13 protein-coding genes are annotated in these 13,004 nt (G+C 70.8%); 7 read left to right on the top strand and 6 right to left on the bottom strand.

Going from position 1 to position 13,004, the window contains the following annotated elements; genetic code table 11:
• Window positions 1-63 precede the first annotated feature (63 nt).
• The 4 genes from AC068B_RS23710 to AC068B_RS23695 form a co-directional block, all read right to left on the bottom strand.
• On the bottom strand, window positions 64-951 hold the full coding sequence (locus AC068B_RS23710; RefSeq protein WP_478673664.1) for an aminoglycoside phosphotransferase family protein: 888 nt from the start codon (window positions 949-951) through the stop codon (window positions 64-66).
• A 162-nt stretch (window positions 952-1,113) separates the two neighbouring features.
• Window positions 1,114-2,466 carry a helix-turn-helix domain-containing protein gene (locus AC068B_RS23705; protein WP_478673663.1) on the bottom strand — a complete coding sequence of 451 codons (1,353 nt, stop codon included), beginning with the start codon at window positions 2,464-2,466 and terminating at the stop codon, window positions 1,114-1,116.
• 111 nt (window positions 2,467-2,577) lie between these two features.
• Window positions 2,578-3,120, bottom strand: coding sequence for a DapH/DapD/GlmU-related protein (locus AC068B_RS23700; protein ID WP_478673662.1), 543 nt, complete (start codon window positions 3,118-3,120; stop codon window positions 2,578-2,580).
• Window positions 3,121-3,122: 2 nt separating this feature from the next.
• Entirely contained in the window at window positions 3,123-4,076 is a 954-nt protein-coding gene (locus AC068B_RS23695) for a LysR family transcriptional regulator (RefSeq protein ID WP_478673661.1), read from the bottom strand.
• Between the two features lie 109 nt (window positions 4,077-4,185).
• On the opposite strand from AC068B_RS23695, the gene AC068B_RS23690 reads away from it, so the two are divergent.
• Window positions 4,186-5,043, top strand: coding sequence for an endonuclease/exonuclease/phosphatase family protein (locus tag AC068B_RS23690; RefSeq protein WP_478673660.1), 858 nt, complete (start codon window positions 4,186-4,188; stop codon window positions 5,041-5,043).
• Between the two features lie 74 nt (window positions 5,044-5,117).
• On the opposite strand, the gene AC068B_RS23685 is transcribed toward AC068B_RS23690, so the two are convergent.
• On the bottom strand, window positions 5,118-5,885 hold the full coding sequence (locus tag AC068B_RS23685; RefSeq protein ID WP_478673659.1) for an NPP1 family protein: 768 nt from the start codon (window positions 5,883-5,885) through the stop codon (window positions 5,118-5,120).
• A gap of 226 nt (window positions 5,886-6,111) precedes the next feature.
• Between AC068B_RS23685 and AC068B_RS23680 the strand changes: the two genes are divergently transcribed.
• The 4 genes from AC068B_RS23680 (at window position 6,112) to AC068B_RS23665 (ending at window position 11,501) form a co-directional block, all read left to right on the top strand.
• Entirely contained in the window at window positions 6,112-6,306 is a 195-nt protein-coding gene (locus AC068B_RS23680; RefSeq protein ID WP_478673658.1) for an antitoxin, read from the top strand.
• Window positions 6,307-6,376: 70 nt separating this feature from the next.
• Window positions 6,377-7,006 carry a hypothetical protein gene (locus AC068B_RS23675; protein ID WP_478673657.1) on the top strand — a complete coding sequence of 210 codons (630 nt, stop codon included), beginning with the start codon at window positions 6,377-6,379 and terminating at the stop codon, window positions 7,004-7,006.
• Window positions 7,007-7,134: 128 nt separating this feature from the next.
• Window positions 7,135-8,556: an NAD(P)/FAD-dependent oxidoreductase gene (locus AC068B_RS23670; protein ID WP_478673656.1), complete on the top strand. Its 1,422-nt coding sequence runs from the start codon at window positions 7,135-7,137 to the stop codon at window positions 8,554-8,556.
• 191 nt (window positions 8,557-8,747) lie between these two features.
• Window positions 8,748-11,501, top strand: coding sequence for a discoidin domain-containing protein (locus AC068B_RS23665; RefSeq protein ID WP_478673655.1), 2,754 nt, complete (start codon window positions 8,748-8,750; stop codon window positions 11,499-11,501).
• Between the two features lie 81 nt (window positions 11,502-11,582).
• On the opposite strand, the gene AC068B_RS23660 is transcribed toward AC068B_RS23665, so the two are convergent.
• Window positions 11,583-12,089: a carboxymuconolactone decarboxylase family protein gene (locus tag AC068B_RS23660; RefSeq protein ID WP_478673654.1), complete on the bottom strand. Its 507-nt coding sequence runs from the start codon at window positions 12,087-12,089 to the stop codon at window positions 11,583-11,585.
• A gap of 86 nt (window positions 12,090-12,175) precedes the next feature.
• Here AC068B_RS23660 and AC068B_RS23655 point away from each other — a divergent pair, with 86 nt between their 5' ends.
• Both AC068B_RS23655 and AC068B_RS23650 read left to right on the top strand, forming a co-directional pair.
• Window positions 12,176-12,709, top strand: a complete 534-nt coding sequence (locus AC068B_RS23655) for a MarR family winged helix-turn-helix transcriptional regulator (protein WP_478673653.1) — start codon at window positions 12,176-12,178, stop codon at window positions 12,707-12,709.
• 138 nt (window positions 12,710-12,847) lie between these two features.
• Window positions 12,848-12,982 carry a hypothetical protein gene (locus AC068B_RS23650; protein ID WP_478673652.1) on the top strand — a complete coding sequence of 45 codons (135 nt, stop codon included), beginning with the start codon at window positions 12,848-12,850 and terminating at the stop codon, window positions 12,980-12,982.
• The last annotated feature ends 22 nt before the right edge of the window (window positions 12,983-13,004 follow it).

Below are 13,004 nucleotides of genomic sequence, written 5' to 3'. Positions count from 1 at the left end.
GGTTCCAGGAGATCGACGACCGCAATGTCCTCGCCCATCGCGCCGAGCGGCGCCGGGAGTCGCTCAGCCGATCAGCGCCTCGGTGATCTGCCGGGTGGTCTGCGCGGCGACCCGGGGGCTGACGGCGGCGTACGAGGTGTAGGCGTTCAGCCCGGTGGCCAGGGCCCAGCCGCGGCCCCGGAGCCAGGTGGCGTCGTCGACGCCGAGCGCGGCACGGAAGACGGCCCGGCTCCCCGCGGACATCAGCGTGTAGGCGATGGTGAGGTCACAGGCCGGGTCGCCGATGCCGAGCCCGCCGAAGTCGATGACCGCGCTGAGCCGTCCGCCGACGGTCAGCAGGTTGCCGGTGTGGAAGTCGCCGTGGAACCAGACCGGCGGACGGTCCCATCCGGGTGCGTCGAGCGCGGCGTCCCACAGCTCGGTCATCGCCGCGGTGTCGAACACGCCGTCGAGCTCCGCGATGGCGGCCCGTGTCGCGTGGTCCCGGTCGGCCAGCGGCTCACCGGTCAGGTCCTCGCGGTCGCCTTCGACCGGGAAGTCCTCGGGTACGGAGGTCTGCAGTGCGGTGAGGAAATCGGCCAGTTGGACGGCGGCCCGGGACGAGTCGGCCAAGGACTCGGTGGTCGCCACCTCGCCGCCCAGCCAGCGGGACACCGCCCACGACCACGGATAGCCGAAGTCGGGCTCGCCCACTCCCACCGGTACCGGAACGGCCAGCGGCAGGCGCGGCGCGAGCCGGGGGAGCCACTCGGCCTCCTTCGCGGCCTGCCCGATGGCCCCCTCGTGGCGGGGCAGCCGGACGGCCAGGTCCGCGCCCAGACGGTAGATCACATGGTCAGAACCTGCCGGGTCGAGCAGGTCGAGAGGCAGCGCGGCCCACTGCGGGAACTGCGCGTCGACCAGGCGTCTGGCCAGTGCGGCGTCGATCGCGGGGCGGGGGTCCGAGGTCACGGGGCGGGGGCCCAAGACTGCGGGGCGGGGGTCCGAGGTTCTTCCGGTCGCCAAGAACAACTCCTGCGGTGGGCCAGCTCGATGCGGCGGGCGGTCACGGCCATCACAGCGTCGACCGGGCTCGCCTGTCGATCGATTTTCCCGGCCTCGGGCTGCTGCGGCTCAGTCGACGACCGGCAGCGTCTCCGTTCCCCACCCGTCGGAGTCCAGCCAGGTGTAGGTGGGGCGCCCTTCCAAGCCGCTGGTACGGAACGGCTTGCCCTGGTCGTCGATGCGCAGCACGCCGTGCCGTTTGCCGCTGGACCACTCCAGTTCCAGGTACCACCGCACGTTGTGCAGCTTGGTGCCCGCGGTGATGAGGAAGACCTGAGGGTCGCGCTCGCTGACCCGGTACGGGAAGTCGGGCTGTCCCATCATGGGCGTGGCACGCGGCGCCGCCTCGTCGAGGTCGACGTCGAAGGACTTGGCGTACACCTCCTCCTCGCAGCGCGTCCGGATCTGGAAGTTGTTCCAGGCCAGTGGGGCGCCGCTGCTCTGCACGCGAACGTGCATGGCGCGCAGGACGATGTTGTCCCTGCCCGTGCCCTGCAAGGTGACCTCGATGTCCTGGCGGCGGGCCGATACCGCGTCGAGTTGCCCCACCCAGGCGGGCACGTCCTGATCCGCGGGCGGCTCCGGCATCTCGCCCGGCTCCCGGTCGACCAGGAAGCTCTGCAGACAGCCGTCGTAGAGGTACGGCCTGACGCGCGCGGTCAGCGGCCTCCCGGGGGCCTTGCCCGGCGCGCCACTGGGCGCGGTTCCCTTGCTCCGAGGGGCACCCGGTGCCGTGCCGCCCTTCCCGCTCCGGGAGGGCGAAGCGGAGGCGTCGCCCCTGCTGCCTTCGGCTCCGGCGTCGGACCGGTCCTTGGCGTCGGACCGGTCCTTGCCGTCGGGACGGTCCTTGTCGGAGCCCTTCCCGGGGCGGTCGGACGGTGAGGCGCTCGGGGCACTCCGGTTCGCCGGGGCGGTGGGCCCGGCAACGTGCTGCTGCGTCTGCTTGTCGCTGTCACCGTCGCTGTGCAGGGCAAGTGCGACGGACCCGACTGCGACGACCGTGGCGAGGACGGCCGCGAGGGCGATGAGGACGACGGGGGTACGGCGCCGGTGCGACGGGGGCCCGGGCTCCGAGGCGGCCCCGAACTCCGGCGCGGGATCGGGCACGGCAGAAGGAGCGGAAGCGGCAGAGGTACGGGGAGTACCGGGCGTACCGGAAGCATCGAGCTGCGAGCCCCTCGGCCCCCGCTCCGCGTCCGCCAGCACCCACCGCCGATGTGCTTCCAGCAGTTCCTGGGGCGACGCCTTGCAGAGCCGGGCGAACCGCTCCACCGTCGTGAACTCCGGAGGCACGGCGTCCCCGCTGCAGTACCGGTGCACCGCCGACGTACTCATGTGGAGCCGTTGGGCCAGTACTCCGTAACTGAGCCCGGACCGATCCTTGAGCTCCCGAAGCAACTCCGCGAGCGACCCCATCCCCATGAGCCCCACCAGTCCCCACCAGCCCGTCCCGTCACATGTTCCGGAACCGAGACGCTCAGAGCTCCGAACACGGTTCCGAAGGCGGCTTCGGAGGCGACTCCGAAGACTGCGTCACCACTGGCGGTTGACGGTCGCCTTGCTTCCGGTCACCAGGCTTGCCGGTGGGACGTCGTCGGCCACGACCGCGCCCGCGGCGACCACGGCATCGCGGCCGATGCTGACGCCGGGCAGGATCGTGGCACCGGCGCCGATCCAGACGTTCTCCGCCACGTCGATGGGGCCGCCGCTCAGCCATTCCCGTCGTTCCACGGGGTCGACCGGATGGCCGACGGTGATGAACGTGACCTTGGGGCCGACCATCACGCGCTCGCCGAGCCGGATGCCTGCGTAGTCAAGGAACGTGCAGTTCTGGTTGATGAACACGCGCTCCGCGAGGTCCAAGTGGAGACCGTGGTCCGTGTAGAAGGGCGGATAGATGGTGACTCTGGGCGGCAGCGGCTTGCCAAGGATTTGTTGGAACAATTCCGCCTTGCCCTCTTCGTTTTCGAAGGGCAGGACGTTCAGGCGGGAGGTGAGCTCGGTGGCCCGCAGGACCCTTTCGGCCATGGCCTGGAAATCGTCGCTGTGAATGCGCAGGAGGCGGTCGCCGGACAATGTCACGATCCTTTCGCGTGGTGCGGTGACGGGGTTGCCCAGGACGGGAGCCAGACCGTCCCGGGGAGCTTCGGCAGGCTTCCGAAGTGGGCGATGATTCCACGGAGTCCTGGGTGCGGATTCGTGCGGGGGAGGACGAGGGAGAGCGGGTACGCGAGGGTCGGATTCACGAGGGGGATGCGGCGCAGGTCGTAGTGCGCCGGAAAGACGTACCGGTCCCGGGCCCCGACGAGCGTGGCCACTTCCGCGGAGTCCGCGAGCGTTTCCAGGAGCACTTCGTCGCCGAAATGCGGGCCCGCCGCGTCGATACGCAGATCGAATGCGGTGGCGAGCTGGTCGTAGAACTCGGCCCATTCGCTGCCGGGCGCGATGCCCGGCACCCAGATCCGGTGCTTGCGCAGCTGCTGAGGCGTCAGGATCGGTGCGGAGGCGAGCGGATGCCCCGGCCCGACGACGAATTCCAGTGGATTACAGAAGGCGTGGATCATCTGCACGTCGGGCGGCAGCGCGCCCGGATCGGTGACGGCACGGAACGAGGCGTCGACATCGCCCGCTTCGACGGCGGCGACCGCCACCCGGGGGTCGTCGACCCTGAGGGTCACCACATCGAGCTTGAGCTCAGGATGCGACCGCCAGTACTCGTGCAGCACGACGGCCTGCGCGCTCCGCAGTCCGAGTACGTCGATCCGCAGGGCCCGGGAGCCAGGCCCGACCGCGGCGAGGGCGCGATCGACACCCGCGACGATGCTCCGCGCATGGGGGAGGAGCGCCCGGCCGTCGGGCGTCAGCTCGACCCCTCGGGCGGTGCGGGTGAACAGCCGGACCGCCAGCTCGCGCTCCAGCGCGGCGATCCTCTTGGAGACCGCCTGCTGCGTCACGCCCAGCTCAGCGGCCGCATGGTGCAGTCGTCCGAGCGCGGCAGCCCGGACGAACGATCGCAATGCCTCGGTGTCCACCGGATCACCCTAGGCGTGCACAACCGGACGTTGTGGCTCGGCGATGAGCGGTTGTTTGATCACACTCCCCACCGTCTTCCGACCCCGTCCCATAATCTCGTGCAGGGATATGCCGGATCGAGGAGGCTTGGTGCTCCGTAAGGGCACGCGGTTGCTGGCGGGCGCCGTGTTCGCGGTCTTCATGCTGCTCGTCGGCCCCAGTGCGCCAGGTGGTGCCCTTTTCGTGCGGTCGCTGCCCGTGGACGCCGCCAAGGAAATCGTCCCGAACCGGGTCATGACGTGGAACATCTGCAATCCCTGCGACGTGAGCAACATCGACCGGGCGGCGGAGATCGCCACGTACGCGCCTCAGGTCATCGGTCTGCAAGAGGCGTGTGCGCGTGACGTCGAGCGGATCCGGGATTATCTGGAGTTTTTCTACGGACTGGATTATCACGTGCAATACGGGACGGTTCTCCAGGACTGGGGCCGCTGCGGGGGAGTGCCGTGGAGTCCGGGCGGCTTCGGCCAGGCGATCCTTTCGGCCGCGCCGATGACGGACCGGGTGAATGTGGAATATCCCGACGGCGGATCCGAGGACCGTGGGTACATGGCGGTCACCACCACCGTGGGCGGCCGGTCCGTCCGGGTCTTCAACACGCACCTCGCCCAGCGGCAGCAGGAGTCGTTCCGGGCGGGACAGACCCGCGTGCTTGCCGCGGCCGTCGCCCGGCACGACCGCGCCATCGTCCTCGGCGACTTCAACGCCGTGCCGGAGGCCCCCGAACTCTCCCGCATCTGGGCGCTGGCCGAGGACACGGACGCCGAGTGCCGCCCCGTGCCCACCGGTCCTTGCGAGCCGACGACCGACTGGCACAGCAAGTTCGACTACGTGTTCCTACGAGGCTTCGCCCCGCGCGAGCACCGTGTGCGGCCGACCGCGTACTCGGACCACCACATGCTGTACACCGACGTGGACCCGAAGTAGCACGCGTGCCCGGCGCGGAGGCTTGTCGCCAGGCTGTACGTCGCCCGGCTGCCCGGCGCCCGGCCGTCGTCCGGTCAGGCGTTGACGTCGAAGGGCACGCCGGACGGCAGCGCCGCAGCCAGGTGGCTCGGGAAGCTCGTGTCCTTCAGGCCGAAGTTGGCGCTGCCGAAGTCATGGGAGCTCAGCTTGTCGCGCAGGCCCGCCGGATAGCCGTTCCAGCCGATGAGGGCCGGGAACTGCCAGGCGCCGCGGTGGTTCTCGGGAGGCTCGTCGCCCGCGGTCGCCGCGCGGAAGCAGTGGGTGCCGATGCCGTCCTTGTGGTAGACGACCTTCGGGTGGGTGCCGTCCCAGCGCATCTGGTCACGCGGGTGGATGCGGAACTTGCCGTGGGCCGAGGTGGCGACGTACTCGGCACGCCCGTCCTTCACCCACACCACCACGTGCTCCCAGTCGTGCCGGTGTCCGCCGAGTCCGCTGCCGGCCACGGCCTGGTCCTTTTCGAAGTAGAGGCCGTACATGACGGCGCACCATCCGTTGTTGCACTTGGTGCGGGCGTAGCCGTTGGTGTTGGCGAGGTCGCTCGCGTCACGGCACTGGCCGTTGACGGCACCGCTGGGATTGAGGCCGCCGTTCACCGTTCCGTCGGGGCCGATGGCGGGCGTCGGATAGCAGCCGTCGCCGTCGTAGTCGTACGCCGGTTGGAACGTCTGCTCGGTGCCGTCGGCGTTCGCGGGCAGGGCCTGCGGCGGGGCGGCGACGGCCGAACCCGCGAAGGCCACCACCAGTGTGAGGGCGCCGCCGACGGTCAGGGACGTTCTACGGATCGCTCGGCTCGGCTTCAAGGGATTTCCTCCGGCGCTTCGGGGTCACGGGCAGGGCGGGCAGGGTTGTCATGCCCGCAACATTCCCGCATCACGCGTACGGGGAAGGTGCTGTTCCGGCCGTGTACACAGAGAGGATTCGTCCACGTGTTCGAGATCGGTTGTGGCCACAGGATGCGGATCGGGCGTTGCGCCCTGAATCTGGAGAGGGGGCGGAACGCAGAGAGGCGAGAGGCAGGTACAGCCCATGACGGTCATGGACAAGCTGAAGCAAATGCTCAAGGGACACGAGGACAAGGCCGGACAGGGCATCGACAAGGCGGGCGACTTCGTCGACGACAAGACCCAGAGCAAGTACTCCAGCCAGGTCGACACCGCCCAGGACAAGCTCAAGGATCAGTTCGGCTCGGACAAGTCCCAGCAGGACCCGCCGCAGGGCTAGGAAGCAGGCGGTTGATCCGGGCACGGCAGAGGCCCCCGCTCCTCCGAGGACACGGAGAGGCGGGGGCCTGATGCGCACAACCACGCGCCGTATGCGCTTCGACGGATGGATCGCGGGGCTGGGCACCGACAGCGGCGTGCGCCTGGTCGTCGGCCACTGGCCGGTCTCCCCGCTGGGCGCGTTCGCCGACGTCATGGTCGAACGGTCCAACGGCCACCGCGTGCTGTTCGCGCCGTCGGAACGGGTCGCGGAGTTCGTCGCCGCCACGTACCGCTTCGACGAGATCGTCATCTGCCCCGTCGCCGTCGAGCCCGCGCGCGAACAATGGACCGTGGCCGCGGGACCGCTGCGGCTCACCTTCGAACCCGGGCGGTCCACCGTACTGGGCCGACTGTTGCGCCTGGTCCCGGACCGCCTGGCGAGCAGCCCCGGCTGGGCAGGGTTGTGCGACGTACCGGCGCGCCTGCTGATGCCGGGCGTGCGGACGCGCGGCAGCGCGGGCAGGGGACGCCGGGAGTGGTACGCGGCCAGGGACCTGCGCACGATCACGGCGGCGCGGGCGACGTGGGACGGGCGGGAGCTGGGAGCGCTGACGGCGGTGGATCCCCCGGTCCGTTTCGGCTTCGGCTCCGTGCCCCGACGGCCGTCCCTGACCCGCGTCGTCACCACGGTGGAACTCGCGACCACCGAACTCCACTGACCAGTCCGGTTCATGGCTTGTGCGGTACGGGCTCCGCGACGGAGTTTGGCCTCGGCCCCCGGAAGGCACGGGCCCGTACGAGCGGCCTGGGCGTCCGGCGCCGCGGTCCCGCCTGGAAGGTCGTGGTCATGAAGGCACGGGGCAGGGAGTCCGGCGGAGGCAGCCGTGCGGTGGTCCTGGGGGCGGGCATGGCGGGGATGCTGGCCGCCGGGGTCCTGTCCGGCCACGTGGACGAGGTGGTGCTCGTCGACCGGGACCGCATGCCGGAGACGGCGGCGCCGCGCCGGGGGCTGCCGCAGGCCCGCCACGCGCACATGGTGATGTCGGGCGGCGCGAGCGTCATCGATGACCTGCTGCCGGGCACCGTCGACGCATGGGTGGCGGCCGGGGCGCGGAAGCTGGGAGTGACGGACGGAATCGTCGTGCTTGGGCCCCAGGGCTGGTTCCCGCGTCGGCCCGACACGAAATTCCTCGTCTCCTGCACCCGGGACCTCCTCGACGCGGTGGTGCGCGAGCGCGTCCTGGCCCTTGGACCGGTGGTCCTGCGCGACGGCGCCGAAACGGTTCAACTCCTCGGCGACCAGCGCCGGGTCACCGGAGTGGCCGTCCGGGACACCGGAAGCGGCACGGTCGAGAACCTGGAGGCGGACCTGGTGGTCGATGCCTCGGGCCGCGGCTCGCAGGCCGCCCGGCACCTCGCCAGGCTCGGACTGCCCGCCGTCCAGGAGGAGACCGTGGACGCCGGTCAGGTCTACGCCACCCGGCTGTTCCGCGCGCCGCCGGGCGCGGAGGACTTCCCGCTCGTCAGCATCCAGGCCGACCCCCGATCCGGGACCCCCGGCTGCGGCGCCACCCTGCTGCCCGTCGAGGGCGGCCGCTGGCTGGTCACCGTCGCGGGCACCCGCGGCGGCGAACCCACCAGGAACGCGGCCGACTTCGAGCCGTTCGCCCGGAGCCTGCGCGACCCGCTCGTGGCCGACCTGATCTCCCGCGCCGAGCCCCTGACCGACGTCCACTTCACCCGCGGCACCGCCAACCGGCGCCGCCGCTTCGACAGGCTGCCCGCCGCGCCGGACGGGTTCGTCGCCCTGGGCGACGCGGTCGCCACCTTCAATCCCGTCTACGGCCAGGGCCTCTCGGTGGCCGCCCACAGCGCGGCCGCGCTCGACCGCGCCCTCGGCGAGCGCCGGGCCCGCGCCAAGGGCTTCGCCCGGCACGTCCAGCGGTCGGTGGCCCGCACGACGAGCGGCCCCTGGGACCTGGCCACCGGCGAGGACCTCAACTACCCCGCCACCACGGGCAAGCGGCTGCCGCCCGCGGCCCGACTGCTGAGCGGGTACACCCAGCGGATGATGCGGACCGCCACCGTCAACCCCGCGGTCCTGCGGGCACTGACCGATCTGATGACCCTCTCCGCGCCCCTGACCTGCCTGGCCAGGCCACAGGTCCTGCTCGGCGTCGCCCGAGGGCCGGGCCGTGGCGCACAGCAGGGCCCGGCCCTCACGCCCGAAGAACTCGCGGTGTGCGGACTGAGCAGCACGCGACGCTGAACGCGGCGCGCCGCACCCGTACGGCTCAGGCCCGAAACTCCGCCGCGCCACCTCACCCGCGTACCGTCACCCTTCGTCCATGTCTTGCATGTCTTCGAGTCTTGACTGATAACGCGCATCTATTGACGTGACTCGTTCAGGAAATTTATGGTCCCTGGACCCTCGCAGGTGAACCAGAGTGACGGAGAACAATGACGTACTCCCTCGGTGCGCGGCCACGCGCCGCCCGACTGACCGCGGTGCTGCTGGCCGGAACCCTCGTCGCCTCGGTGCCGTCGGTCGCGGCCCGAACGGCGCCGGACGGCGACACCACCCCTGCCGCGCACTGCCGCACCGGTGACGGCTGGACGCTCGGCACCACCACCCGGGCCGAGGCGAAAGACACCACCCACGCCTTCGTCGGCAACGGCTACCTGGGGCAACGCGTGCCGCCCAACGGTGCCGGGTACGCCGACAGCGAGGCCAAGACGGGGTGGCCGTTGTTCACCCCGCGCTACGACGGCTCCTTCGTTTCGGGCCTGTACGCGCACAACAAGAAGACTGCCGAAAACCGCCAGGCCGTCGCCGCGCTGCCCAACTGGACCGCCCTCACGGTCAGTACGGGCGGAGACAAGGGCGATACCTTCAACTCTTCGACGCCGTCCGGCCGCATCTCCCACTACCGCCAGTCGCTCCTGCTGCACTGCGGTGTCGTCCGTACGTCGCTGACCTGGACCGCCACCGACGGGCGCCGCACCGACCTCACGTACGAGGTGCTCGCCGACCGCACCAACCCGCACGTCGGCGCCGTCCGCATGAGCATGACGCCGCACTGGAGCGGCAGGGCGACCGTCACCGACATGCTGGACGGCCGCGGAGCGCGCCGCATCCAGCAGACCGGCGGCGGCGACCGGACAGGAACGGGTGGCGGGGGCGACGGGCACGGCGCCGACAGCAGGACCGCGCCGAGCATGGACGTGGCCTTCCGCACGGACGGCACCAAGGTCGACGGAGCCGTCGCCTCCACGCTGCGCGCCGACCGCGGAGCGCATGGAGCCAAGGCCCAACAGGCACGCGGCGCCAGGAAACTGACTGCCCGCCAGGCCCTGGCGCTGCCGGTCAGGCGCGGTCAGTCGTACGACTTCACGAAGTACGTCGGGGTCGACACGGCCCTCACCTCGCGCGCACCGCGCCGGGACGCCACCGCCACCTCGCAGCGGGCCGCCGAGCGCGGCTGGCAGGCCATGCTCCGTTCCCACACCTCCGCCTGGGCCCGGTTGTGGCGCAGCGACATCGAGGTGCGCGGGCGGCGCGAGATGCAGTCATGGGTGCGGTCCGCGCAGTACGGGCTGCTCTCCAACACCCGTGAGGGCGCCGCCAACAGCATCGCTCCGGCGGGCCTGACCAGTGACAACTACGCGGGCCTCGTCTTCTGGGACGCCGAGACGTGGATGTACCCGGGCCTGCTCGCCACCCGGCCCGAGCTCGCCAAGTCCGTGGTCGACTACCGCTACCGGACCCGAGCGGGAGCCCGCGAGAACGCCCGAAAGCTCGGCTACGAGGGGCTCTTCTACCCCTGGAACAGCGGGAGTTCGGGCAACCTAGCCAAGGAGTGCCACAGCGTCGACCCGCCGCACTGCCGCACCCAGGTCCACCTCCAGTCGGACATCTCCCTGGCCACCTGGCAGTACTACCTGGCCACCAAGGACACGGACTGGCTGCGCGAGCGCGGCTACCCGGTGATGAAGGGCATCGCCGAGTACTGGGCGGACCGCGTCAGCCGCAACAAGGACGGCAGCTACTCGATCAAGGACACGGCCGGGCCCGACGAGTACAGCAACGGCGTCGACGACGCGGTCTTCACCAACGCGGGCGCCGTCACCGCACTGCGCCACGCCACCCGCGCCGCCGAACTGCTCGGCGAGCGGGCCCCCGCCAAGTGGCAGACCGTCGCCGACGGCATCCGCATCCCGTACGACGAGAAGCGCAAGGTCTTCCAGCAGTACGACGGCTACAAGGGCAGCACCATCAAGCAGGCAGACACGGTCCTCCTGATGTATCCGCTGGAGTGGAAGATGCCCAAGGGCGCGGCGGCCGCGACCCTCGACTACTACGCGGCGCGCACCGACCCGGACGGCCCGGCCATGACGGACTCGGTGCACGCCATCGACGCCGCCGGAATCGGTGAGCCGGGCTGCTCCACGTACACCTATCTGGAGCGTTCCATCAAGCCGTTCGTGCGTGGCCCGTTCGCGCAGTTCTCGGAGGCCCGTGGCGAGAAGGCGGGTGCCGAGGACCCGCTGTCGGGCTCGCCCGCGCACGACTTCCTCACCGGCAAGGGCGGCTTCCTGCAGACCTTCACCAACGGTCTGACCGGCATGCGGATGCGTGAGAACAGCCTCCACCTCGACCCGATGCTGCCGCCGCAGCTCGACCGCGGCGTCACCCTGCGCGGCCTGGCCTGGCAGGGGCGTACGTACGACATCGAGATCGGTGCCCGCCGCACGACCGTGCGCCTCACCGACGGCGCGCCGATGACGCTCGACACGCCACAGGGCAAGCGGACCGTCACCAAGGACGCTCCCGCCGTCCTCGACACCCGCCGCCCCGATCTGATCCCCACCACCAACGCGGCCCGCTGCACCACGGCCAAGGCCTCCTCGGAGCAGCCCGGCATGTACGCGGGCGCCGCGTTCGACGGCAACTCGGCCACGGCCTGGGTCCCGGACGGCGCCCGCGGCACCCTGACGACGGACCTCACCAAGCCGGTCCGCGTCAAGAAGGTCACCCCCACCTGGAGCGACACCAAGCCCGCCGCCCACACCGTCGAGGTCTCCCTCGACGGCCGGAACTGGCACCGGGCGGACGCGGACGACCCGCAGCTCGCGCGGTACGTGCGGGTGACGGTGCGCGGTGAGGCGGGGGCGAAGAAGCACCCGGGGGTGGCGGAACTGACGGTGAAGTAGGGCCCGTCCCCCTCGGAAGTGGGGCGCGCTCGCCGCTCTGGCGAGCGCGGCCCGCTCTCCTCTCCCAGGGCAGCCGACGCGTCACTTCCACGGGTCGGTGAACGACCGGCCCGGCACCGGCTTGGCGATGAGCGCCACGGCGATGAAGAAGTTGACCTGGCCGATCGCGAACATCAGCGTGGCGAGCGCCTTGGGCGCATAGTGTTCGGCTGCCTGCGCATACAGCGTGTCGGAGACCCGCTCGCCGTCCACGGACGGTTGGAGCACCGCTTCCACAAGTGCGAGCGCGGCCCGCTCGGCGCCAGTGAAGTACGGGGAGTCCTGCCAGGACACCACCGACGTGATCCGCTCATCGGACTCCCCGGCCTTCCGCAGGAAGCCCGTGTGCAGAACGGTGAGATAGGTGCTGCCGACGAGCTGGCCCGCACGCAGCTGCACCAAGCTGATGGTGGAGCGCGGCACGGAACCGTTGCCTGTGACCTTGAACAGGGCCGCCGACACCTCCGCCAGCTCGGGAACGAGCTCCGCGGGGTCCTCGGACATCCGCGGAACCATCGGGGTCTCCGCCGTGATCGAACGTGTTTCCATCACCATCTCCTCAGGGCTTTCAGCTTGCCGTCACTGCCATGACGGAACGCGGCAGAAGAAGGTCACAGGAGGAGTAGAAAGGACACATGGTCGAACCCGGGAACTGCCAAGAAGGCGCGGACGATGTCGACGCGGTGACCCGAGCGGTCCTGACGGCATCGAGGCTGCTGGTCGCCGTGTCGGCGCGTTCCCTCGCGGAGGTCGAGGACCGTGTGACCCTGCCGCAATTGCGGATGCTCGTCGTCCTGTCGACGCGGGGCGTCACGAAACTGGTGACCCTCGCCGACCATCTGCAGGTCGCGCCCTCGACCGCCATGCGCATGGTGGACCGGCTCATCGCGACGGGCCTGGCCGACCGGCGGGTCAATCCCGGCAACCGGCGTGAGACGTTGCTTCAGGTCACCGAGGAGGGGCGGCGGACCGTCGCGACCGTCACCGCCCGGCGCCGCGAGGAGATCACGGCCATCGTGCAACGGCTCGCCCCGGAGCAACGCGGGGCTCTGGTGGCGGCGTTGACCGCGTTCAACGAAGCGGGCGGTGAGCCTCAGGTGCCCGACGCGGAGGCCCGGGAGCCGCATCCGTTCGGCTGTGCGGAGGCAACGGCCGATTGTGGCGTCTGAGCCCGCCCGTCAACGCTGATGTCCCAGCGGGCACAGCGTCGTCCCCTGGGCGGCCGCCTCCTCGTTGCGCCAGTGCCGAGCGCAGTAGGGGACGTCGCACGCCGCACAGAAACCCGCGTCGCCTTCGAGGCCTGCCGTGTGGATACGGGCGAAGGCGCGCGGACAGCGGAAGGCCCCGAGATGGCGATCCGCGTCATCGGCCGAAATCTGATCAGGCCGCTCGCCTCGTACGCGGGGCCGGACCAGCGGGCCATGCCGACACCGGTCGGCTAGCGCCGCGGGAGCGGTTCCCCGG

It is taken from the genome of Streptomyces sp. NPDC042371 (genome assembly GCF_056437465.1).
This window is presented reverse-complemented; position numbering and strand designations above follow the sequence as displayed.